The sequence below is a fragment of the Sphingobium fontiphilum genome (assembly GCF_014196635.1).
Classification (GTDB): domain Bacteria; phylum Pseudomonadota; class Alphaproteobacteria; order Sphingomonadales; family Sphingomonadaceae; genus Sphingobium; species Sphingobium fontiphilum.
In genome coordinates, this window is record NZ_JACIEB010000001.1 from 37,231 (window position 1) to 60,393 (window position 23,163).

The following is a 23,163-nucleotide window of genomic DNA, read 5'->3' on the forward strand; positions in this document are numbered from 1 at the left end:
TCTGTTCGTCATCCTGACGAAGGCTGAAACGAGTCACTTGCCTCATTTCAGGATCTCGCGCCTCCAGGTTCAACCCGTGTGGCCCGAGATCCCAGCCTTCGCTGGGATGACGGATTAATTACGCAAACGTCTTGCCGAACGAGTCGAGCGCGGCCTTCAACTGGGCCTTGGCGTCGTCGCCCAGATCCTTGCTGTCGCGGATCGCGGCCAGCACTCGCGGGTGGTCGTGACGCAGATAGGCGAGCATCAGCTCTTCATAACGGGTCACGTCCTTGACCGGGATCGCGTCCAGATAGCCGTTGGTGCCCGCGAAGATCGACGCGGTCTGCTCTTCGAAAGGCAGCGGCGAGAACTGCGCCTGCTTGAGCAGCTCGGTCAGGCGCGCGCCGCGGTTCAGCAGCTTCTGGGTCGAAGCGTCGAGGTCCGAACCGAACTGGGCGAAGGCCGCCATTTCGCGATACTGGGCCAGCTCCAGCTTGATCGAGCCCGAAACCTTCTTCATCGCCTTGGTCTGCGCGGCCGAACCGACGCGCGACACCGACAGGCCGACGTTGATGGCCGGACGGATGCCCTGATAGAAGAGGTTGGTTTCCAGGAAGATCTGGCCGTCGGTGATCGAAATCACGTTGGTCGGGATGTAGGCCGACACGTCGCCCGCCTGCGTTTCGATGATGGGCAGAGCGGTCAAAGAACCGGCGCCCATGGCGTCCGACATCTTGGCGGCGCGTTCCAGCAGTCGGCTGTGCAGGTAGAACACGTCGCCGGGATAGGCTTCGCGGCCCGGAGGACGACGCAGCAGCAGCGACATCTGGCGGTAGGCGACGGCCTGCTTGGAAAGATCGTCATACACGATCACGGCGTGCATGCCGTTGTCGCGGAAAAATTCGCCCATGGTGACGCCCGTATAGGGGGCCAGATACTGGAGCGGGGCCGGTTCCGAAGCGGTCGCGGCGACGACGATGGAATATTCCATCGCGCCATTTTCTTCGAGCTGCTTCACGATCTGGGCGACGGTCGAGCGCTTCTGGCCGACGGCGACATAGATGCAGTAGAGCTTCTTGCTCTCGTCATCGCCCGCGTTGATGCCCTTCTGGTTGATGAAGGTGTCGATCGCGACGGCGGTCTTGCCGGTCTGGCGGTCGCCGATGATCAGTTCGCGCTGGCCGCGGCCGACGGGGACGAGGGCGTCGATGGCTTTCAGGCCGGTCTGCACGGGTTCGTGCACCGACTTGCGGGGGATGATGCCCGGCGCCTTGACCTCAACGCGCTTGCGTTCGGTATACTGGATCGGTCCCTTGCCGTCGATCGGGTTGCCGAGGCCATCGACCACGCGGCCCAGCAGGCCCTTGCCAACCGGAACGTCGACGATGGTGCCGGTGCGCTTGACGGTGTCGCCTTCCTTGATTTCGGCGTCCGAGCCGAAAATCACGACGCCGACATTGTCGGCTTCGAGGTTGAGCGCCATGCCCTGCACGCCGTTGGAGAACTCGACCATTTCGCCCGCCTGGACGTTGTCGAGGCCGTGGACGCGGGCGATGCCATCACCCACGGACAGCACGGAACCGACTTCGCTCACCTGCGCTTCGGTGCCGAAATTGGCGATCTGGTCCTTGATGACCTTCGAAATTTCTGCGGCGTTGATATCCATGTTCAGCCTTTCATCGCCAAAGCGAGACTATTCAAACGGGTGCGGATGGAGGAATCGATCATCTGGCTGCCGATCTTCACGACCAGCCCGCCCAGGATCGCGGGGTCGACCCTTGCATTGACAGCCACTTCGCGGCCGACGCGAGCCTTCAGGCTGGCGGACAGCGCGCTGATCTGATCGCTGCTCAGCGGGTGGGCGCTCGTCACTTCGGCGAGGGCTTCACCCTTGTGATTCGACAACAATGTTTCATAGGCCCCGACAATGGCGGGCAACTGGGACAGGCGGCGGTTTTCAGCCAGCACGCCCAGGAACCTGACGGTGAGCGGGTCAATGTTCATCGCGGCGGCGACGGCGGCGATGGCCTTGCCCGACGCATCGCGGCTCAAAACCGGGCTGTTGATAAGTCCCTTGAAATCAGTCGATTCGGCGATCGCGCCCTTCAACGCGGCCAGCGATTGCGCCACCGTGTCGAGCACATTGCCCTCTCGGGCCAGATCGAACAGCGCCACCGCATAACGGCCGCCGAGGCTGGCTTGTATGCCTCCGCTCATCTCCACGCGCTTACCGCCCTCCTGTTGCAACGCCGGTCATGCAAATAAAGGGGGGCAGAAGACCCGTCCCCCTTGGTTCGGGGGCCGGTTAGCAGCGCCATTGTGACTATGCAAGTCATGCGGTGCGATTCGATGACGGGGTTGGGACCAAAGGATGAAGAGAGAGGGCGCCACCGCCGCTTTACGTCAAGGCCCTGGCCGGACGAATGGAGATGGCAGGCGCCTGACGCGCGGCAAAGGTTAATGTGTTTGTGACGAAAATATGACAGTTTTCTGCGCTGTTGCAGGAGATGTTGCCCGATTTTCGCCGTCGCTGTTAACCAATTTTTATGCTGTTTCCTGCGATTTGAGAGGTGATCCAGTTCCCTTTCGCAACCGGAAGAAAAATGCCTGTGGCTTCGCGACTTTTCCATTCAGTCATACCCGTCGACCGGGGGCAGGGGCTGGCGAGGCGCGCGCGCTTCGTGGTGACTGGGGCAAGCGCCGCATTGCTGCTGCTGGCGATGGTCGTGCTGGGCGGGACGATGGCAAGCCAGATCGGGCTTGCCCGGCTGGTCGACAACAGGCTGGGGCCGGTGGGCGCATTGCAGGCGGCGACCGACCATTATGGCCAGGCGCTGGCCATCGCCAACAAGGTGAACAGCGGCAACATGACCGCACCGGGCGGGGCAAGCGCGCTTGAATCCCTGCGCGCACAGATCGGCGCCGACTGGCGCGCGCTGGACGGCCATGTGCCGACCGAAGCGGGCGGAATCGCCTGGCAGGCGCTGTCCGATGAGCGCAGCCGGGCCGATGAGGCGCTTGGACGGCTGATGCGGCTGCTGGCGGCGGATGATCGCGACGGGCTCGACTTCTTTCTGGCCGGGACGTTCAACACCCATGTCGATCCGCTGCTGAATATGGCGCGTGGATATACCGCGGGATTGCGCGAACTGGCCGATCGGGAAGAGCGCATTTTGGGCATCGTCACATTTGCGGTTCAGGCGGTCACGGTGCTGGCGCTGCTGGCTGGCTTTGGCGCGGGCATATTGCTTTTGCGGGCTGCACGGCGGCATATGCTCGAACCGCTGGTTGATATCGCCCGAGCGACGGGGAAGGAAAATGACGCCGCCGCCCCGGTTCCCCATTGCGAGAGACTTGACGAAATAGGCGACATTGCGCGCGCCATCGCGGCGGCGCGCGAGCGCGACGAACAGGCGCGGGCTTTCCAGCGCGCCCAGCACGCGGCCGAAGCCGCGCTTCATGCGCGCGAACTGGCCATCGCGCAGGCGGCCGAGCGGCGGGCGCAGGCGCTGGATCGGCTGTTTGAACAATTTGGCGCAGGCCTCGCCGATCTGGTGTCGGGAATGGTGGGCGCCGCCCGAACCATGCGCGCCATGGCCGATAATATGCGCGCCGCATCGGGCGCTTCGGAGCAAATGGCTGGCGACGCCACCGGAACAGTGCAGGCAATCGCGCTGACGATGACCCAGATCGAACAGGAGGCGTCGATCATGCTCGCCATGGTGGCCGACGTCGAGGCCACGATCCGGTCGGCGCGGACCCGGGCGGTCGATGTCCATGCGCAGAGTCAGCGCAACCGCGCCCATGCCGACGGGTTGCGCCATTTGGTGAAGGACATTTTCGGCACGCTCGACCTTATCACCGCCATTGCCTCGCAAACCAACATGCTGGCGCTTAACGCCGCCATCGAAGCGAACCGGGCGGGCGAGGCGGGTCGGGGCTTCGCCGTGGTCGCCATGGAGGTCAAGGCGCTGGCTGCGCAGACGCGCAGCGCGGCTGAGGAAGTTGGCGCGCAGTTGCAGCGGATCAGCGCGACCAGCGACGATATGCGGATCAGCGTGGCGCTGGTGGAGGAAATGGCTGCGGATGCGGAGCGCGATGCTGCCGTGATGAGCCACGCGGTAACGACGCAGACGGGAGCGAGCCGGGAAATCGTGGCTGCGCTGGGGCAGGCGCGCAATGGTTCCCGCACGGCGGTTGAAGGAATGTTGAACCTCAAGGGGCAGGCGCATGACGTGTTGAGCGTCGCTCAGGGGCTGCTCGCCACATCCGACGACATTGCGCGCAAGGCCGATCGGTTGCGCGACGAGTTCACGCGCCTTGCCGACGAGGTCAGGCAGGCTGCCTGAAACCAGTCGCGACCGTTCATTCGTCGACGGTGAGTCGCCCTTTCTGGCAGCGGTGGACCAGTCGCTCATTGGGCGGACCATTGAGAAGGGCGCGCAGATCGCTCTCCAGCGTGGCGAGGACAGTGCGTTTGTCGGCGTCCGCGAAGCATCCCTTGACCTGCGCCTTTTCCACCAGCGCGCGCGCTTTCGCCATGGTGTCAGGGTCGGGCAGCCAGCGGCGGACGACTAACTGGCCGCTCGCCGGATCGAAAATCTGTTCCGCGACGAAATTGGCGTCGTTGGGCGCCAGCGTCCGCCGCCAGCGGCTGCCTTCGCTCAGGAATTGCGTATCGCGATTGACGCAGCCGCCATCCTGCCAGTTGAAGGGGCGGTCGATGGGCTGAGAGACGGTGACACGGCTGCGGTTGAGATCGATGCGACAGACATTGTCGCCCGCCCAGGCATAGGCGTTGTTGCTGGTCGATCCAGTGTCGATGGGCGCGTCGATGCGGGCTTCCAGATCCGAAAAGCCGGGGCGCAGCAGGAAGAGGAGCAGCGCCCCCAGCAACAGCGCGCCGCCGCCGCCCAGCCACCAGATCGCCTGCTTCTCCTTGCCCTGCGTATAAAACAGTCCGCCCGCGCCTATGCCCAGCACCGCCAGCGCCAGCAGCGCCGCCGACCCCGCCATGAAATTTTCGCGCGCGGCGATGATGTCGCGCTCCGCCTGATCGCGGGCCTTCTGCATCGCGTCGCGCTGCTGCTCGGCATGGGCGCGCTCGCTTTGTTCGGTCCGGTCGCGGTCGCCCTGATCCAGAGCCGCCGCCGCTGCTTCGGCCTCCGCCATGGACCGGCAGGGGACGATGGTGTGCGTCGCCGATACCCCGGCCTGCCGCAGGAAGGACGAAATTTCGCGCCAGGACACGGCAAAGCCGAATTCGGCGTCGTTGCCGTCGGATACCGAGCCAAAGCTGTTCACGCCAAGCACCCGGCCGCATTCGTCGACCAGCGGCCCGCCGCTGTTCCCCGCAGCCAGCGGCGCCGTGTGCAAGATCGTGTCGAAGCTGCGGGTCGAGCGGCCCGAGGAGACGGTGCCGTTGGTCTTTACCGTGCCCATCGGCTCGATCATCTGCTGAAGGCTGAGCCCCTGCGCCCGGTCGACCGTGCCAGGATAGCCGATAGCGGTCACCGACTGGCCATCGCCGAGCGCCCCGGCGTAAAAGGTGCTGACCGGCAGGCTGCCTTCCTCCAGCTGAATGAGCGCCAGATCGTTGCCGGGCGAATAGGCGACGACCCGTCCCCCATAGCTTTTGCGCCCTTCCGACGGGATGACGCCGATGACCAGATTTTTCTCTGATCGGGTCAGTTCGACGACATGCGCGTTGGTAAGCACCTTGTCGGGGGCAACCGCAAGGCCGCTGCCATGGCCAACGAAATAGGCGTCGCCGCCATCCGTTGCGACCAGAACGACGCGCACCACGCCGCGCGCGGCGGCGGCGATGTCCTGCTGGTCCGCGCGCGCCGGCGCGGCGAGCAGGGCAAGGGAGCAAAGGGCGAGGAGGGGACGCAGGAGCCTGAACATGGATGAGCGCATACATATGCGAAGCGTAGGGCAGGGCAATGCGGAAAAAGACTTAGAGCCTGTCTCGAAATGCGCGGGAGAGCGCATTTCGGATGCGGCACCGGCTCTCACCCCCACCCGACCGCCCACAAAGTGTATCCTGGATGGGAGGTCGGGTGGGGGTGAGGGCCGGTGCGGATGCGCGACAAGCGCATTTCGAGACAAACTCTTAGAAATTACTTTGAAAGCAAGGCGCGGGAGGCATGGTCAGGGAAGGGCGGCTAGGTCATATCCATGAACAGCATGACCAGCCCGTTGCTCCCTGTCGAAACAATGCCTCCGCCCGATGATTGCTGGGCGGCGTTCCTGCGCCGCGACCGGGCGATGGACGGGCGGTTCGTGGGCGCCGTCACCAGCACCGGCATCTATTGCCGCCCGTCCTGCGCGGCGCGGCATCCAAAGCGAAAGAATATGCGCTTCTATCCCGATCCGGCGGCGGCGCAGGCGGCGGGTTTTCGCGCCTGCCTGCGCTGTCGCCCGGATGAGGTGGCGCGCGACGTGCGCGCGGTGAGCGAGGCTCTGACGCTGATCGAGGCGGCTGACGCGCCACTCTCGCTGGAGCAGGTGGCGGCCCATGCGGGCTATGCCCCGCATCATTTCCATCGCCTGTTCAAGCGGGCGACGGGCATGACCCCGGCGGCCTATGCCCGGTCGCTAAGGGCCGGGCGTCTGGCCGCCGCCCTGGAAGGAGACGAAAGCGTGACAGACGCGATCTACGCCGCTGGCTATAACGCGCCCAGCCGCGCCTATGCCGACGCGGCAACGCATATGGGCATGACACCCAGCGCCTGGAAGGATGGCGGGCGCGGCGTTACCATCCGCCATGCGGTGATGCCGACCGCGCTGGGGCCCATGCTGGTCGCGGCGACCGACAGGGGGCTGGTCCGCATCAGCTTCGACGAGGATGAGGGCGAATTGCGCCGCCGCTTCCCCCATGCCGACATTGTGGCGGGCGATGATGATTTTCTGGCCCTCGCCCGGCGTGTGGCGGCATTGACTGACGACCCTGTCGGTGGGGACGCGGCTCTGCCCATGGATGTGGCGGGCACCGCGTTTCAGCAGGCGGTTTGGGCCGCGCTGAGGGCCATCCCGGCGGGGGAAACCCGCACCTACAAACAGGTGGCTGCCGCCATCGGTCGCCCCGAAGCGGTGCGGGCGACAGGCACGGCGTGTGGCGACAACAATCTCGCCGTCCTTATCCCCTGCCATCGGGTCTTGCGCAGCGACGGCGGGCTGGGCGGTTATGCCTATGGGCTCAACCGCAAGAAGGCGCTGCTGGAGCGGGAAATGGACCGATAAGGATCAAATTTTGTCTTTGAAATGACGCGCCGTGGCGTCATCGTCCCACCCTGACATGGGGGTTTTCAGGGGCAATATGCGGTTCATGGTGAATATCGCTGCCGGCTTGACGGCAATGCTGTTGGCCGGCGGCGAAGCGCGGGCGGAATGGTGGAAGGCGCAGAGCCGACACTTCACCGTCTACAGCGAAGGCAGGGATGAAACCTTGCGCGGCTTTGCCGAGCGGCTGGAGAAGTTCGATTTCCTGCTGCGCACGATCACCGGCATTGATGAAACGCGGCAGGGCAGCCCTGTGCAGGTGTTCATGCTGTCGAGTGAGGACAAGGTCAGGAAACTGATCGGCGACCGCAATGTCGCTGGCTTCTACAGCACGTCCGATCGCATCGCCTTTGCCGTGCTGTCGCGCAACCGGAAGACAAGCGAATTCGATCTGGGCGCCGAAGAGGTGTTGTTCCACGAATATACCCACCATTTCATGCTGCACTATTTCCCCGCCGCCTATCCCGCCTGGTATGTCGAGGGATTTGCGGAATTTTTCTCGGTCGTGAAATTCCCGAAGGATGGCAGCATCCAGTTCGGCTTCGTTCCGATGGCGCGCGCGCCGGGGCTGGTGCTGGGGTCGCCCTATCCGGTCAAGAACCTGTTCGCACGGAATGCCGATGGGCTCAGCCTGGCCGATGGCGACCGCTATTATGGCACCGCCTGGCTGCTCACCCACTATTATCAGTATAACACGGGCGAGCGGCACAAGGAGATGTCCCGCTATCTGGGCGACGTGGCGAAGGGCGTGCCGGACATGAACCCCGACAGCTATTTTGCGGGCGGCCTCGACGGGTTGGAAAAAGACCTCAAGGCCTATATGCGCTCACGCCTTACCGGCTCGATCCTGAAGATTTCAAAAGCGGAACCGATCACCATCACGCCGGTTGATCCGGCGCGCGGCGCGGTGATCGAGGATGAATTGCGGGTGATCAACGGGCGCAAGACCATGGATGTTGCCGATCTGGCGGCGTCCCTGCGCGCGACGGCGGGCAAATATCCCGACAGCGCCCATGTCCGCGCGCTTCTGGCCGAGGCGGAATGGGATGCGGAACAGAAGGACACCGCGCTGGCCGATGCGGATGCGGCCATCGCGCTCGACCCGCAAAACGCGCGCGCGCATGCGATCCGCGCGCAGGTGCTGCTGGAGCGCGCCCATGACAGCGACAAGCCGGAGGACTGGAAGGCGGCGCTGTCCGCCATCGTCAAGGCGAACCGGGCGGACACCGAGGATCCGGTGCCGCTGGCGCTCTTCTATCGCTATCACGCCATGCGCGGCGGCAAGATGCCCGACCTTGGCTATGACGGGCTTTACAAGGCTTACACATTGCTGCCGCAAAGTTCGACCTACCGCATGAACCTGGCGCGGGCGATGGCGATACGCGGCGAATATCGATCAGCCTCGATCCTGCTCGACCCTATCGCCTATTCCCCCCACGGATCGGAATTGCGGGACTATGCCCTGAAGATGAAAGCCCGCCTGGACGAACGCGCCGCGAAAAAGGCCGCAGGCGGCAATGTCGAGGACGAGGGCGAAGACATTGTCGGCGATGGCCCGGAGGAGGCGGAGGAATAGCGGCCCTCCTCGCGCCAAGCGTGAGACGATGCGCGGATGGCGGGGAAGGGGTGGGGAACTGTCGCCAATCTGCCCCTCTCCCCTTGGGGAGAGGGCTGCGGAGACTTGGCGGCTTGCTGTCGAGTCGTAGCTGGGTGAGGGGGTGGCAAGCTTGCCGACGCAGGCTATCGTTGCGCCAATCCCCCTCATCCAACTCCGCCTAACCGCTGCGCGGTAAGGCTCCATATCCTTCTCCCTCCAAGGGAGAAGGAATGTCTTACTTTGGTCGAAACCAGACCCTTCACTCAAACCGGCGGTCACCCGCACCCAGATGCCCCATGATCGCCCCGACCCACAGGTCAGCGCCCTTTTCCGGGTGAATATGGTGGTCGCCGGGTTCGACATGTTTGAGGTCCTCGCGGAACAGTCCGGTGGCGGGGTCCATCATCAGCGCGGCGATGTCGAGGAAGGTTATGCCGCGTTCCCCGCACCCTTCGGCAAGGCGGCGGTTATAGTCCAGGGTCAGGTCGGTGCGTTGTCGCTGGCTCGCCTTCACCTCCTGCCGCAGCACATGGACTTCGCCCAGGACGGCGGGATCGTCGCCGATCGTGGGCAGGGTGGCGGCGGTGACGATCTGTCGCGCATATCCGGCCGCCTGCATTTGCGACAGGAAATCGAGATAGGCCGTGAGCGATGCGTCAAGCTGTTGCTGAACGGATTCGCCATAGCGTTGCGCCCGCACCCAGATGACGAAGCCGCAATCGACCTCTCCCAGTTGATAGACGGGGATGGTGTCGGGCTGAAAAGGGAGCAATTCCTTGCGAAAGCGCAGCAGCGCCTGCGTCTTCGACGTGGGGTGGCGCAGGCCCACCGCCGTCGCCCCGGCGACAAGCAGCACCCGCGCATCATAGCCGGTGAAGCGGCCTTCGCTGGCGGGCGCCTTCAGGCAGGTCACATGGCTGTCGCCCAGGAACAGGATTGTCGTCATCGGCGCTCATTCTCCCCGCCCTGATCCTGGCCGGCGGGCCGTGCCTGCGCAACGCCGTCCTGTCCCGCCAGCCGCGCCATGACGGCGGCGCGCTGGTCGTCGGTTATGCTGCGCCAGTGGACGATTTCGTCGATGGTGCGGCCGCATCCTGTGCAACGGGCGCGCGCCGCATCGAGCGCGCAAAGGTTGCGGCAGGGGCTCTGCATCACATGAAGCTGTAGGGATCGATGTCGACGCTGACCCGCGTGCCCGATTTCCACACCAGATCAGCGAGCCATTGGCGGATGATGTCCTGCACGTCGATGGCGCGGGTGGCGTGGACCAGCAGGCGGTGGCGGTGCCGCCCGCGCAGCACGGCCAGCGGCGCGGGGGCGGGGCCATAGACGCGCAGCCCCTCCATCACCGGGGCGGACTTGCCGATCAGCCGGGCGGTGGCGGCGGCTTCTTCCGCATCCTCGCTGGAAATCACGATGGCGGCGAAACGGCCGAAAGGCGGGGCGTTGGCGCGGCGGCGGCTTTCGGTTTCGGCGGCGTAGAAACGCTCGGCGTCGCCGTCGACCAGCGCCTCGATGACGCCCGCTTCGGGCATTCGCGTCTGGATATAGACATGGCCCGGCTTTTCGCCGCGCCCGGCGCGCCCGGCCACCTGCATGATTTGCTGGAAGGTGCGCTCGGCCGCGCGCAGGTCGCCGCCCTCCAGCCCCAGGTCGGCGTCAATCACGCCCACCAGCGTCAGATTGGGGAAATGATAGCCCTTGGTCACGAGCTGGGTGCCGATGATGATGTCGACATCCCCGGCCTCGACCGACTTCACGAACTCGGCGGCTTTCGCGGGCGACCAGAGCGTGTCGGAGGTGACGATGGCGGTGCGCGCGTCGGGCCACAGCGCCTTCACCTCGTCCGCGATCCGCTCGACGCCCGGGCCGCAGGCGACCAGTGCGTCCTCCTCCTTGCATTCCGGGCAGAAACGCGGCGTCGGGATCACATGGCCGCAATGGTGGCAGGCCAGCCGATGAGTCAGCCTATGTTCGACCATCCAGGCCGTGCAATTGGGGCATTGGAAACGATAGCCGCAATGGCGGCACAAGGTGAGCGGCGCATAGCCGCGCCGGTTGAGGAAGAGCAGCGACTGTTCGCCGCGCGCCATCGTCTCGTCGATCGCCTGCACCAGCGGCGGCGCGATCCAGCGGCCGCGTTCGGGCGGATCGGTGAGCAGGTTGATGCCGGTAATGGCGGGCATCTGGGCCCCGCCGAAACGGGCCGGCAGGCGGATTTCGCGGTATCGGCCCAGTTCGACCTGATGGCGCGTCTCTATGGCGGGCGTGGCCGACGCCAGGATGACCGGGAATTTCTCGATCAGCCCGCGCATCACCGCCACGTCGCGGGCATGATAATGGACGCCATCCTCCTGCTTGAAACTCGCCTCATGCGCTTCGTCGACGATGATGAGGCCAAGGTTCGGATAGGGAAGGAACAGGGCGGATCGCGCGCCGACCACTACTTTCGCCTGTCCCGCCGCAATGGCGCGCCAGGCGCGCCGCCGCTCGGTCTGGCGCAGGCCGCTGTGCCAGCTTACGGGGACGCAGCCGAAGCGTTTCTCGAACCGTTCGAGAAAGGGTTCGGTCAGCGCGATTTCGGGCAACAGCACCAGCACCTGCCGCCCTTCGCGCATAGCCGCCGCTATGGCTTCGAAATAGACTTCGGTCTTGCCCGATCCGGTGACGCCGTCGAGCAGGAAGGGGGCGAAGGCGCGCGCCTCCACCGCCGAAACGAACTGCCCGGCGGCGGCGGCCTGTTCATCGGACAGGGCCGGGGGCGCATGGGCCGGATCGGGATCGGGGAAGGGTGTGTCGACGTTCACCTCCACCGGCTCAAAGGCGTCGGCCTTCACCAGCCCCCGGATCACCGCGTCGCTGACCCCGCCAATCATCGCCAGCTCGCGGATCAGCCCCTGTCGCTCGCCGATCCGCTCCATCGCCTGGGTGCGCTGATCGGTCATGCGGTCGGGGAGGCGGCCGGTGGCGCGATATTCGATCACCGTGCGCGCCCCCTCCAGCGCGGCCATGGACGACAATGTCATGCGCAGCACGGCGGCGGGCGGGGCGAGATAATAGTCCGCCGTCCATTCGATCAGGCGGCGCAGCGTCGCCGGGATCGGCGGCGCGTCGATCAGGTCGATCAGGTTGCGCAGGCGATTGTCGCCCACCGTCTCCACATCGGGGAAAGCGTCCGCCTCCCAAACGACGCCGATCAGTTGCCGCGGCCCCAGCGGCGCGACCACGATGCTGCCCGGCTTCGCATCCATGCCGTGCGGCACGCGATAATCGAGCGGGCCAAGGGCGGCATTGAGCAGGAGGACGCGGGCGCGGGAGGACATGGGTGGTTCCTAGCGCGGACCCGCCGCCGCGCAAACAGCGTTAGAGCCGAAAACTCAGCGTCGCCCAGGGGATGTGGGCCACGGCGTCGGGGCGGTGGTCGCGGAAGGTCTGTTGCCGCATGTACAGCAGTTGCGCGTCGATCTGGGGCGAGAGGCGCTGGCGCAGGCCTATTTGCTGGCGCATCATGGCAAGGCCAGTCTTGTCGCTGGGCCGCGCGCGGTTGAGGTGGAAGAAGAGTTCGTTCGTCGCGATCAGGCTGGTGCGCCGCGCATGGTCGAGCGGCACCGTGATGGCGATTCGCTCGCGCAGGCGCCAGCTTGCCTCATCGGCATTGTCGAAGAAGCGCTGCTCCAGCCGGGTGCGGCTGGAGAACAGGCCATGGGTCAGGGTGAGTTGCTGGTGGAAACGCAGCTCCTTCTCGCTTTCGGCCTTCAGATAGGCAAAGCCGCCGCCAATCTCGACGCCGGTTGCGATACGGCGGTCGATGGATATGCGCTGCAGAAACTGTTCCCCGCCTGATGTCCGGTCCGACCGGGCGCGCTGGCTGGCGTCGAGGGTGATGGTGGTCGCCTTGTCCGCCTTGAAGGCGAATTGCTCGGTGATCCAGGCCTGGCTTTCGCTGGTCGCCGCCTGTGCGGCCCCGGCCTGGGCGAACATGGCGATGAGGAACATGGGCGCCGCGCGGCGGGGGGTGAGCGAAAAAGTCACAAAAGGGATCCTTGCGAAAGGTGGCGTCGCCATAATGTGTCGGCGGGCCGCGCGCAATCTGTAGCCGCAGCGCATGGCCAAGGGGGGAGGCAAAGGCTAAACAAGGCCGAGAATCAGTCCCATCCCGGAGCCTTCCCCCATGAAATTCTTTGTCGACACCGCCGATACCGCCGAGATTCGCGACCTTGCCGCCACCGGCCTGCTCGATGGCGTCACCACCAACCCGTCGCTGATCGCCAAGTCGGGCCGCAAGTTCGTGGAAGTGGTGGAGGAAATCTGCGGCATCGTCGACGGGCCGGTGTCGGCCGAGGTGGTCGCGCTCGACCATGAAACGATGATGAAGGAAGCGGCCATCCTGCGGAAGATCGCCGACAATGTCTGCATCAAGGTGCCGCTGACCATCGACGGGCTCAAGACCTGCAAGGCGCTGTCGGACGATGGCTGCATGGTCAATGTGACGCTTTGCTTCTCGGCCAATCAGGCGCTGCTGGCGGCGAAGGCGGGGGCGAGCTTCATTTCGCCCTTCGTCGGCCGGCACGACGATAACGGCTTCGACGGCATGGCATTGATCGAAGACATCCGTTTGATTTACGACAATTATAATTTCTCGACCGAAATCCTGGTCGCGTCGGTCCGCCACCCGATTCATGTGCTGCAAAGCGCGAAGATCGGCGCCGACGTGATGACCGCGCCGCCCGCCGTGATCAAGGCGCTGTTCAATCATGTGCTGACCGACAAGGGCATTGCCGGCTTCATGGCGGACTGGGCCAAGACTGGCCAGTCGCTGCTCTGATTGGAGAGGAGGGGCGAGGCCGGCCGGCTTCGCTCCCTTCCCGTCACCATGGCGGCGCAACAAAAAAGACTGCCCGAACAGGATGTTCAGGCAGTCTTTTTAAATGGTCTGGCAGCGAAAGCCTCAGGCTTCGTCGGCCGGGGCTTCGTCCGCTTCGACCGCGATTTCGCCGGGTTCGGCGTTCGGATCATAATCTTCGGTGAAGCCCGTTTCGTCCTTTTCGAACATTTCGGCCATCACGTCCACGCCCTTCGCCTGCAGTTCGGCCTCTTCGGGCGAGCGGGCGACGTTCACCTGGATGGTGACGGCGACTTCGGGGTGCAGCGCAACCTTGACGTCGAACAGGCCCAGGGTCTTGATCGGGCGTTCCAGCACGATCATCGCCTTGGTGACGCCTTCAACGCCATCGGCGGCCAGCGCCTCGACCACGTCACGGACGGCGACCGAACCATAAAGGTGGCCGGCGTTCGACGACTGGCGAATGAGGACGATCTGCGTGCCGTTGACGGTTTCGGCGGCCTTTTCAGCGTCCGAACGACGAGCGGCGTTTTCAGCCTCGATCTTCGCGCGGTTGGCTTCGAAGACCTTCTTGTTGGCGGCGTTGGAGCGCAGCGCCTTCTTGTTCGGCAGCAAATAGTTACGGGCGTAGCCGTCCTTGACGGTCACGACGTCGCCAATGGCGCCGAGCTTCTCGATCCGTTCGAGGAGAATGATTTCCATGGGTCTTTCTCCCTTACTTCACGATGTAGGGCAGCAGGCCCAGGTGACGGGCGCGCTTGATGGCCTGGGCCAGTTCGCGCTGCTTCTTGCCGGAAACGGCGGTGATGCGGCTGGGGACGATCTTGCCGCGCTCGGACACGAAGCCCTGGAGCAGACGGACGTCCTTGTAATCAATCTTCGGCGCATCCTTGGCGGCGAAGGGGCAGCTCTTGCGGCGGCGGAAAAACGGGCGTGCCATGTTTCAGATCTCCTTATTCGCCAGCGGCTTCTTCGCGCTCGCGGCGCGGGCCACGATCTTCGCGCGGGCCACGGGGGCCGCGATCGCCGCGATCGGACCGTTCCTGCTTGCGCATCATCACCGACGGGCCGGTTTCCAGCGCGTCGACCTTGATGGTCATGTAGCGGATGATGTCTTCGTTGATCTGGGTCTGGCGTTCCAGCTCGGCCACGACACCGGCAGGGGCGTCGATGTTGAGCATGACATAGTGCGCCTTGCGGTTCTTGGCGATCTTGTAGGCGAGCGAACGCAGACCCCAGGTCTCGACCTTGGTCACCTTGCCGTCCATGTCCTCGACGATCTTGGTGGCGGTTTCCGCCAGCGCGTCCACCTGCGCCTGTGCCAGATCCTGGCGCGCAAGGAACACATGCTCATAAAGAGCCATGATAGTGCCTCATCTGTTGGCCGATCGCTGACGCACGCCCCATGCGGCGCCCCTCCGGCTGTCGTCTAAAAATGCAAATATTCGCGCGCCACCGAGTCTCTCCGGTGCCGTGCGAAGCGCGGCCTATGACGCAGCGGCATTGGAAAGGCAAGAGGATGGGCGCAAAAAGACGCCCCGGCAAGCCGTTGCGATGGCTTCCGGGGCGTCCGGCCAGACAGGGGAGGCCGGACTTTAGCGGAAGGCGCCGCCGATGACCGCGCCGATGACGCCGCCGGTGATGGCGATCAGCGCCGCGTCATTGCCCGAACGGACCCAATGATAGCCGCGCGGCGGGGCCGACAGGCGATAGTTGCGATAATTGTTCACGACCCGGTAGTTGGCGGCATGGCGACGGTCGAAACGCTGGCCCTTGGCCCAACGGCGGTGTTCGGCCTTGCGCACGGTCTTCTGCTTGACGATCGTGCGGCCAAGGGGCTTGTGCTTGACGACAATGCGGGTGGTTTCGGTGCGGTGCTTCTGCGGGCCATGGGTTGCGGCCTGCGCCTGGGTGGTGGCGATCGGGCCTGCGATCATCGTGGTGGCGGTCAGGGCGATCAAAATCTTCTTGAACATGGAAACTGCTCCTCTTTCCAATTGCGGGCGCCGTTCCGTGGCGTCGAAATCAGAAATAAGAGGGGTTTGTCGCAGCGATGTGCCGGGGGGGCGGAAAGATGTCAGAGAATGTAACAACGCCCGCTCATTTCTGAACGGGCGTTCATAGGTCCGGGTTATTCGTGGCGCAGGGCGTCGATCGGGTTCAGCGCGGCGGCGCGGCGCGCGGGGAAATAGCCGAAGATGACGCCGATGGCCGCAGAGAAAGCGAAGGCGATCAGGTTCACCTGAATGTTGAAGATAAAGGGCACCTGCATCAGCGGCGCGATGGCGATGGATGCGACCAGTGCGAGGACCAGGCCGATGAGGCCGCCCAGACAGGATAGCACGATGGCCTCCACTAGAAACTGGGTCAGCACCTCGCTCGCCACTGCGCCGATGGCGAGGCGGATGCCGATTTCGCGGGTTCGTTCCGTCACCGATACCAGCATGATGTTCATGATGCCGATGCCGCCCACCAGCAGAGAAATGGCCGCCACCGTACCGACGATCTGCGTCAGGATGGTGGTGGTGCCGGTTAGCGTGTCGGAAATCTGCTTGGTGTCGAACACGTTGAAATTGTCGTCCGCGCCGGGCTTGATCTTGCGCCGTTCGCGCATCAGTTGTTCCAGGCTCGCCTGGACGACGGATGTGTCATAGGCGTCGTCGACCGCGACCATGATCTGGCTGATGTCGCGATCGCCGGTGAAGCGGCGCTGCACGAATTTGATCGGCATGACCACGACATCGTCCTGATCGCCGAAGCCGCCCTGTCCGCGCGTCGTCAGCACGCCGATGACCTGGCAGGACACGCCCTTGATCCGCATCCGTTTACCCACCGGATCGGCCCTCTGGAACAGGTTGTTCCGCACCGTATTGCCGATGATGCAGACGGGGCTGCCGGCCTCTTCCTCTTCGGGCATGAACAGGCGCCCGTCCGCCACCTTCCACTGCTGCACCTCGGAATAGGCCGATGTGGTGCCATAGACGCTGGTTGACCAGTTATTACCTTCATAAATGGCCGTGCCGCTCGACTGGACGATGGGAGCGACAGCGCGCACGCCGGTTAACTGGTTGGCGATGGCGGTCAGATCCTGTTCCTTGAAGTCGGGCGGGCGCGGGCCGCCGCCACCCCGACCAAAGCCCTGTCCCGGCCGCAATTGCAGCACATTGGCGCCCAGCGAACTGATCTGTTCGCGGACCGCCGCCGTCGCGCCATTGCCCAGCGTGACCATCGTGACGACCGCCGCCACGCCGATGATGATGCCTAGCGTGGTGAGGAAGGAGCGCAACTTGTGCCGGTTGATCGCGCGCAGCGCGAGGACGACCGTGGTGCCCAGTATCATGCCATCGCTCCCTGGTCCACACGTTCGACCAGCCCGTCCTTGAAATGCACGATGGTGCGGGCGAAGGCCGCCATGTCCGGTTCATGCGTCACCATCAGCACGGTGATGCCGCTGTTGCGGTTGAGGTCGGTCAGCAATTGCATGATTTCCACCGATCGTTCCGAATCGAGGTTGCCGGTCGGTTCGTCGGCCAGCAGCACGTCGGGCTGGGTGACGATGGCGCGGGCGATGGCGACGCGCTGTTGCTGGCCGCCCGACAATTCGGCGGGCGTGTGATCCCACCAGTCCTTCAGGCCCACCTTGTCCAGCGCGGCCATGCCCGCGATCTGCCGCGTCCGGCGATCCTCGCCACGATAGAGCAGGGGCAGTTCGACATTTTCAAGCGCGGTGGTCCGCGCCAGCAGGTTGAACCCCTGAAATACGAAGCCCAGATAGCGGCGACGCAACAGCGCCCGCTGGTCCCGGTCCAGCGTTTCGACATGCCGTCCCTTGAACAGGAAGGCGCCGGTGGTCGGCACGTCGAGACAGCCCAATATGTTCATCGTCGTCGACTTGCCGGAACCCGAAGGGCCCATGACCGCGACGAAATCGCCCTGTGCAATGTCGAGGTCGACACCCTTGAGCGCCTGAAAGGCGGTCGCGCCCGAACCATAGTTTTTGGTCACCCCGCGCAGGGAAATGATGGGATCGGCGCTCACCCTTCATTCCCCTCCGGTAGACTGGGCGGCGGCGCGGCGTTCCTCACGCCTCTTGCGCCATTCCGCCCGCTGTTCCGGCGTCATGCTGTCGATGAAGGCCTGGCGCCGTTCGGGCGTCATGTCGCGCATCCGGGGGCGTTCGGTTGCGGCGGCCGCACCGGCTGTAGGCGTGTTTGCCGGAGCATTGGCCGGAGCGGGGGCCTGTTTTGGGGCCGATGACATTGGAGCGGCGGCGGTCGCATTGTCTGCGGCCTTAGGGACGTTACCGTTGCCCGGCTTTGCTTTCGCGCCGCTGTCGCGTGATTGGTCCTCCGGCGGCGCTTCCTGCCCGGCGGCAAGCTGGCCAGTGATGACGCGCATTCCTTCCTTCAGGTCGCCACCGGTCACGACCGTGCGGTTGCCGTCGCTGGCGCCGATGACGACCTGAACCGCCTTGGGGTTGCCTTCCTCGTCGACGACATAGACGGTCTGGCTGCTGCCTGCGCCAAAGCTGACCTGACGGGCATTGCCGCGCCGCATTCGACCGGGTCCGGGCAGGATACTGGTGATGCCGCTGCCCGACTTGCCGGCGCTTGGTTTGAAGCGCAACGCGGCGTTGGGGACGAGCAGCACATCATGCAGCTCCTGCGTCACGATGTCGGCGCTGGCGGTCATGCCGGGGCGCAGCGTTTCGTCCGCATTGTTGACCGACAGCACGGCCGTATAGGCGACGACCGTGCCCGACGAACTGCTGGTGGTGGTCGAGGACGAGGACGATGTGCTGGCGTTGGAGCCGACATTCACCCGGGTGATCCGCGCCGGGAAGGTGCGGCCGGGGAAGGCGTCGACAGCGAAGGTCGCCGACTGGCCGTCCTTGACCTGTCCGACATCGGCCTCGTCGACGGACACCTCAACCTCCATCTGGGTCAGGTCTTCGGCGATGGTGAAGAGCACGGGCGCGTTGAAAGACGCTGCGACGGTCTGGCCCGGTTCGATGTCGCGCGACAGGACGACGCCGGTCACCGGCGAGACGATCTGGGCGATGGACAGGTTGGTGGTCGCGGAACTCAACTGCGCGCGGGCGACGTCGACCTGCGCCTTGGCGGCGCGCAGAGAAGCGATAGCCTGTTGATGGGTGGCGCGCGCCGAATCCAGCTCAGTCTTGGAAGGGACGCGACCGCCCGACAGTTGATAGACGCTCAATTGCCGGTCCAGGGTCGCCTTGGCCAGCGCCACCTGCGCCTGCGCCTGCGCGACCCCGGCCTGCGCCGAGGCGAGCTGCGCGCGGTTCTGTTCGACGGCGTCCGACAGGCGGCGGGTGTCGAGTTCCGCCAGCCTTTGCCCCTTGGTCACGCGATCGTTCACGTCGACGAAGACCTGGGTGATCTTGCCCGATTGTTCGGAACCCACGTCCACCTGATTGATGGGTTTCAGGTTACCGGTGGCCGACACGGTGACGGTCAGATCGCCCTTTCGCACCACACGGGTTGCGTAATTGGGTTTGTCGTCGCTGCCGAAACAGCGGCTGAGCAGCAACAGCAGGACGATAAGGCCAAGGCCGATGCCGCCGCGGATCGCCCATTTGCGCCACGGCTTTTGGGGCTTGGCGCCCAGAAAATCGTCGAGGGACTGGTCGTTGATCACATCATTGCTCATCGGGGCGGTCATCCATGCTCTGCCAGCCGCCACCCAACGCATTGTAAAGCTGGGCAATGGCGAGGATTTCGTCGGCGCACGCACCGGCCAGGCTGTTGCGCGCGGAAAGAAGGGAAGATTCGCTGGTGGACAGCGTCTGGAAGTCGATCAGCCCGGCCTGATATTGGCTGCGGGCGAGGATCGCGGCATTGTTCGACGCATCCAGGGCGATGGCGAACTCCGCCTTGCGGGCGCGGGCGCTGGCCATTGAGGCCATCGCGTTTTCGACATCCTCCAGCGCGCCCAGCACGCTTTGCCTGTAGGCGGCGAAAGCGGCGTCGGTCGCGGCCTTTTGCGAGCGGACTTGCGAGGCGAGCCGCCCGCCGTCGAAGATCACCTGCGCGACATTGGCGAAGACGCCGCCGGTCACCAGGCTGAACAGATCCTTGAAGGCGTTGGAGGTCGTGCCGATATTGCCGCTGATCCCCAGCGAGGGATAAAGCTGGGCCTGCGCCACGCCGATGCGCGCGGTGGCGGCGGCCAGCGCCCGTTCGGCCGATCGCACGTCAGGCCGCTGGCGCAGCGTGTCGGCAGGGATGCCAGCGGCGATCGCGATGGGCGCGGCGGGCAGCGGGGCCGGGCTTTCCAGCGCGCGGGTGGCTTCGCCCGGCGCTTCGCCCGTCAACACGGCAATGCGATTGAGGCTGCCTTTCAGGTTCGCTTCAATCTGGGGGATGGCGGCGCTGGTCTGGGCCAGTTGGGCGCGGGCCTGCTGTTTGTCGAGCGAAGAGACGAGCCCGGCTTGCAAACGCCATCCGGCGATGTCGTAATTATCCTTCTGGATCGTCTGGCTATCGCGGGTGATGCGCAATTGTTCCTGCGCCAACCGCGCCTGCACATAATTATTCACCAGTTCCGCGATGATCGTCATCCGCACGGTGGCCAGGTCATAGCCCGACGCCTGCAACTGGGCGCGGGCCGCTTCCTTAGTGCGGGACAGTTCGCCGAACAGGTCGATCTGCCAACTGGCGCTCGCTCCCAGGGAATAGCTGCTCGACCAGTTGCTGGCGCCGGTGCTGATGACGTTGCCATTGCTATCAACACGGGTGCCCCCGGCCTCGCTGCGGTAATTCTTGCCGCCGCTGGCTGATCCGCTGACCTGCGGCAGGAAGGATGCATTGGCCTGACGCAGCGATTCCCGCGCCTGCCGCAACCGCGACTGCGCCTGGACAATGTCCAGATTGGCGGACACGGCCCGGTCGATCAGGGCGGACAGGGCCGGGTCGTCCAGCCGGGTCCACCATTGCGACAGGGCCGCTTCGTCCAGCGCCGCGCCGGGGCCGGTGCTGAACTGGTCGGGCAGTGCCAGCGCCGCGCCGGTGGGCGCGTGATAATCCGGCCCGGCGGCGCAGGCCGACAGCGTCAGCGCCGTTCCCGCCATCCATGCAATGCGATATCGCACCTTTTCCTTGCACTCCGTGATCGTTAAAGGGGCCTGCGTTTGTCCCGGAATGGTCCGGGGCGCGGGTCTGTTGGGGGGTAGTGCCCAAATCGCAGGGGCGCCTCAACGGCAATTGTGTCTCAAAGTGTAACGGCTTCGGAAAATGCGCTATTCCGGGGCGTGACGGTCAGAGGATGGAAGATGAGGGCATTTCTGTTTCCGGGGCAAGGCAGCCAGTCGGTGGGCATGGGCAAGGCGCTGGCCGAAGCCAGTCCGGCCGCGAAGGAATTGTTCCAGGAGGTCGACGATGCGCTGAACCAGCATCTCTTCCGCATCATGATGGAGGGGCCGGAAAACGACCTGACCCTGACTGAAAACGCCCAGCCCGCGATTATGGCGAACGCGCTCGCCACCCTGCGGGTGATGCAGAGGGAAGGCGGCTTTTCGCTGGCCGACAAGGGCGATTATGTCGCCGGGCACAGCCTTGGCGAATATAGCGCCTTGTGCGCGGCCGAAGCGTTCGACATTGCCACCACCGCGCGCCTTTTGAAGTTGCGCGGGCAGGCGATGCAGGCCGCCGTGCCGGTGGGCATGGGCGCGATGGCCGCCCTTCTGGGCGCGGACATCGAAAAGGCGCAGGCGCTGGCCGACGCCGCCGCGCAGGGCGAAGTGTGCACCGTCGCCAACGACAATGATCCGACCCAGGTTGTCATTTCCGGCCATCGGGGTGCGATCGAACGCGCGGTCGCCATGGTGAAGGACCATGGCATCAAGCGCGGCGTGCTGTTGCCCGTCTCCGCGCCCTTTCACTGTCCGCTGATGCAGCCCGCCGCCGACGCCATGGCCGATGCGCTGGGCAAGGCGGCGATCAGCGCGCCATTGTTGCCGGTCTACGCCAATGTGCTGGCCGCGCCGGTTGCCGACCCGGAAGAGATCAAGGCGCGGCTGGTGGAGCAGGTGACGGGCCGGGTGCGCTGGCGCGAATCCGTCGCCGCCATGTGGGACGCGGGCGTCACCGATTTCGTCGAACTGGGCGGCAAGGTGCTGGGCCCCATGGTCAAGCGCATCGCGCCGGATGCCAGGGTGACCAGCATCGTGACGATGGACGACATAGAGGCCGCGCTGGGGGCAATTTGAGTTTTTCGCGCAGAGGCGCAGAGGACGCGGAGACAATGTGAGGCCGATTGACGACATCACGCGGGATGTGATCGGGGTTGCGATGAACATTCTCGCGATCTGGGTCCCGGACTGCTGGAGAGCGTATATGAAGCCATATTGTTGGGGAAGCTCACCCGTCTGGGTTATAAGGTCGACCGGCAAATGCCGATCGACATTCAATTTGAGGATGTGCATTTCCAGGCTGCATTTCGTGTCGACATGTTGGTTGACGACCGACTGGTGCTTGAGATCAAGTCAGTCGATCAGTTGCATAAGGTTCATGCCAAGCAACTGTTGACCTATTTGCGGCTGATGAAACAGCCTGTTGGCCTGATCCTCAACTTTGGCGGCGAAACGATCAAGGAAGGCATTCGTCGTCTCGTCAATAGTCACACCGACTCTGCGCCCTCTGCGCCTTTGCGCGAATAAAAAACAACGGAGTAAAAGACATGTTCGACCTGACAGGCATGACCGCGCTGGTGACCGGCGCTTCGGGGGGGCTGGGTTCCTCCATCGCGCGGGCGCTGGCGGCGCAGGGGGCGACGCTGGCGCTGTCGGGCAGCAATGAGGAAAAGCTCAAGGCCTTTGCCGCCGAATTGGGGGGCGATCACAAGACGGTGGTCTGTAACCTGTCCGACGCGGCTTCGGTTGACGCGCTGGTGCCGCAGGCGGTGGAAGCCCTGGGCGGCAAGATCGACATCCTCGTCAACAATGCCGGCATCACCCGCGACAACCTGATCATGCGGATGAAGGATGACGAATGGAGCCAGGTGATCCAAGTCAATCTGGAGGCGACATTCCGCCTGTGCCGCGCGGCGGCCAAGCCGATGATGAAGGCGCGTTTCGGCCGGATCATCTCCATCACCTCGGTCGTGGGCGTCACCGGCAATCCGGGGCAGGCCAATTATTGCGCGTCTAAGGCTGGCATCATCGGCATGTCGAAGTCGCTCGGGCAGGAACTGGCGAGCCGCGGCATCACCGTGAACTGCGTCGCCCCCGGCTTCATGCGGTCGGCCATGACCGACGCGCTCAACGATGCGCAGAAGTCGACGATCCTGGCGAAGATTCCGGCGGGCGACCTGGGCAGCGGCGACGATATCGGCGCGGCGGTCGTCTATCTGGCGAGCAGGGAAGCGGGCTATGTCACCGGCCAGACGCTGCATGTGAATGGCGGCATGGCGATGATCTGATGCGTCTGGGCGGGGC

22 protein-coding genes are annotated in these 23,163 nt (G+C 64.7%); 7 read left to right on the top strand and 15 right to left on the bottom strand.

From position 1 onward, the window contains the following. Positions 1 to 118: 118 nt before the first annotated feature. Both atpA and GGR44_RS00180 read right to left on the bottom strand, forming a co-directional pair. Positions 119 to 1,648, bottom strand: coding sequence for a F0F1 ATP synthase subunit alpha (gene atpA, locus GGR44_RS00175; protein WP_183953441.1), 1,530 nt, complete (start codon positions 1,646 to 1,648; stop codon positions 119 to 121). A gap of 2 nt (positions 1,649 to 1,650) precedes the next feature. Further along, positions 1,651 to 2,205 (bottom strand): F0F1 ATP synthase subunit delta, encoded by a 555-nt coding sequence (locus tag GGR44_RS00180; RefSeq protein ID WP_183953442.1) that lies wholly within the window; start codon positions 2,203 to 2,205, stop codon positions 1,651 to 1,653. Positions 2,206 to 2,663: 458 nt separating this feature from the next. Here GGR44_RS00180 and GGR44_RS17135 point away from each other — a divergent pair, with 458 nt between their 5' ends. Next, positions 2,664 to 4,331 (top strand): methyl-accepting chemotaxis protein, encoded by a 1,668-nt coding sequence (locus GGR44_RS17135; RefSeq protein WP_183953443.1) that lies wholly within the window; start codon positions 2,664 to 2,666, stop codon positions 4,329 to 4,331. Between the two features lie 16 nt (positions 4,332 to 4,347). Here the strand turns inward: GGR44_RS17135 and GGR44_RS00190 are convergent, their stop codons facing one another. Beyond that, the gene (locus GGR44_RS00190; RefSeq protein WP_183953444.1) at positions 4,348 to 5,889 is read right to left on the bottom strand and encodes a S1C family serine protease; all 1,542 of its coding nucleotides are present in this window, start codon (positions 5,887 to 5,889) and stop codon (positions 4,348 to 4,350) included. Positions 5,890 to 6,162: 273 nt separating this feature from the next. Between GGR44_RS00190 and ada the strand changes: the two genes are divergently transcribed. Both ada and GGR44_RS00200 read left to right on the top strand, forming a co-directional pair. Beyond that, a complete protein-coding gene (gene ada / locus GGR44_RS00195) occupies positions 6,163 to 7,227 on the top strand; it encodes a bifunctional DNA-binding transcriptional regulator/O6-methylguanine-DNA methyltransferase Ada (protein WP_183953445.1) in 1,065 nt (354 codons plus the stop codon). 76 nt (positions 7,228 to 7,303) lie between these two features. Next, positions 7,304 to 8,842, top strand: coding sequence for a hypothetical protein (locus GGR44_RS00200; RefSeq protein WP_246344251.1), 1,539 nt, complete (start codon positions 7,304 to 7,306; stop codon positions 8,840 to 8,842). Between the two features lie 280 nt (positions 8,843 to 9,122). Here the strand turns inward: GGR44_RS00200 and GGR44_RS00205 are convergent, their stop codons facing one another. The 4 genes from GGR44_RS00205 to GGR44_RS00220 are packed head-to-tail and all read right to left on the bottom strand — an operon-like array spanning position 9,123 to position 12,895. Then, a complete protein-coding gene (locus GGR44_RS00205) occupies positions 9,123 to 9,809 on the bottom strand; it encodes an SGNH/GDSL hydrolase family protein (RefSeq protein WP_183953446.1) in 687 nt (228 codons plus the stop codon). After that, on the bottom strand, positions 9,806 to 10,015 hold the full coding sequence (locus tag GGR44_RS00210) for a DUF1289 domain-containing protein (RefSeq protein ID WP_183953447.1): 210 nt from the start codon (positions 10,013 to 10,015) through the stop codon (positions 9,806 to 9,808). The genes GGR44_RS00205 and GGR44_RS00210 overlap by 4 nt, the downstream gene beginning before the upstream one ends. Then, positions 10,015 to 12,186 carry a primosomal protein N' gene (locus tag GGR44_RS00215; RefSeq protein WP_183953448.1) on the bottom strand — a complete coding sequence of 724 codons (2,172 nt, stop codon included), beginning with the start codon at positions 12,184 to 12,186 and terminating at the stop codon, positions 10,015 to 10,017. The genes GGR44_RS00210 and GGR44_RS00215 overlap by 1 nt, the downstream gene beginning before the upstream one ends. 40 nt (positions 12,187 to 12,226) lie before the next feature. Next, a complete protein-coding gene (locus GGR44_RS00220; protein WP_343052274.1) occupies positions 12,227 to 12,895 on the bottom strand; it encodes a DUF2490 domain-containing protein in 669 nt (222 codons plus the stop codon). A 139-nt stretch (positions 12,896 to 13,034) separates the two neighbouring features. On the opposite strand from GGR44_RS00220, the gene fsa reads away from it, so the two are divergent. Next, complete coding sequence (gene fsa, locus GGR44_RS00225; RefSeq protein WP_183953449.1) at positions 13,035 to 13,688, top strand: fructose-6-phosphate aldolase; 654 nt, start codon at positions 13,035 to 13,037, stop codon at positions 13,686 to 13,688. 123 nt (positions 13,689 to 13,811) lie between these two features. Here fsa and rplI read toward each other — a convergent pair whose 3' ends face one another. The 8 genes from rplI to GGR44_RS00265 form a co-directional block, all read right to left on the bottom strand. After that, on the bottom strand, positions 13,812 to 14,408 hold the full coding sequence (gene rplI, locus GGR44_RS00230; RefSeq protein WP_183953450.1) for a 50S ribosomal protein L9: 597 nt from the start codon (positions 14,406 to 14,408) through the stop codon (positions 13,812 to 13,814). A 13-nt stretch (positions 14,409 to 14,421) separates the two neighbouring features. Then, a complete protein-coding gene (rpsR, locus tag GGR44_RS00235; RefSeq protein WP_183953451.1) occupies positions 14,422 to 14,646 on the bottom strand; it encodes a 30S ribosomal protein S18 in 225 nt (74 codons plus the stop codon). A gap of 13 nt (positions 14,647 to 14,659) precedes the next feature. Then, positions 14,660 to 15,070: a 30S ribosomal protein S6 gene (gene rpsF / locus GGR44_RS00240; RefSeq protein WP_183953452.1), complete on the bottom strand. Its 411-nt coding sequence runs from the start codon at positions 15,068 to 15,070 to the stop codon at positions 14,660 to 14,662. 231 nt (positions 15,071 to 15,301) lie between these two features. Beyond that, positions 15,302 to 15,682, bottom strand: coding sequence for an RcnB family protein (locus GGR44_RS00245; RefSeq protein ID WP_183953453.1), 381 nt, complete (start codon positions 15,680 to 15,682; stop codon positions 15,302 to 15,304). A gap of 155 nt (positions 15,683 to 15,837) precedes the next feature. Beyond that, a complete protein-coding gene (locus GGR44_RS00250; RefSeq protein ID WP_183954169.1) occupies positions 15,838 to 17,043 on the bottom strand; it encodes an ABC transporter permease in 1,206 nt (401 codons plus the stop codon). After that, a complete protein-coding gene (locus GGR44_RS00255; RefSeq protein WP_183953454.1) occupies positions 17,043 to 17,744 on the bottom strand; it encodes an ATP-binding cassette domain-containing protein in 702 nt (233 codons plus the stop codon). The genes GGR44_RS00250 and GGR44_RS00255 overlap by 1 nt, the downstream gene beginning before the upstream one ends. A gap of 3 nt (positions 17,745 to 17,747) precedes the next feature. Next, complete coding sequence (locus GGR44_RS00260; protein ID WP_183953455.1) at positions 17,748 to 19,379, bottom strand: efflux RND transporter periplasmic adaptor subunit; 1,632 nt, start codon at positions 19,377 to 19,379, stop codon at positions 17,748 to 17,750. After that, on the bottom strand, positions 19,369 to 20,820 hold the full coding sequence (locus GGR44_RS00265; RefSeq protein ID WP_343052275.1) for an efflux transporter outer membrane subunit: 1,452 nt from the start codon (positions 20,818 to 20,820) through the stop codon (positions 19,369 to 19,371). The genes GGR44_RS00260 and GGR44_RS00265 overlap by 11 nt, the downstream gene beginning before the upstream one ends. A gap of 180 nt (positions 20,821 to 21,000) precedes the next feature. On the opposite strand from GGR44_RS00265, the gene fabD reads away from it, so the two are divergent. The 3 genes from fabD to fabG all read left to right on the top strand — a co-directional run bounded on the left by fabD (position 21,001) and on the right by fabG (position 23,147). Continuing rightward, a complete protein-coding gene (gene fabD / locus GGR44_RS00270; RefSeq protein ID WP_183953456.1) occupies positions 21,001 to 21,936 on the top strand; it encodes an ACP S-malonyltransferase in 936 nt (311 codons plus the stop codon). A 141-nt stretch (positions 21,937 to 22,077) separates the two neighbouring features. Further along, positions 22,078 to 22,386 carry a GxxExxY protein gene (locus GGR44_RS00275; RefSeq protein ID WP_343052276.1) on the top strand — a complete coding sequence of 103 codons (309 nt, stop codon included), beginning with the start codon at positions 22,078 to 22,080 and terminating at the stop codon, positions 22,384 to 22,386. Positions 22,387 to 22,406: 20 nt separating this feature from the next. Further along, a complete protein-coding gene (gene fabG, locus GGR44_RS00280; protein WP_183953457.1) occupies positions 22,407 to 23,147 on the top strand; it encodes a 3-oxoacyl-[acyl-carrier-protein] reductase in 741 nt (246 codons plus the stop codon). Positions 23,148 to 23,163: the final 16 nt, after the last annotated feature.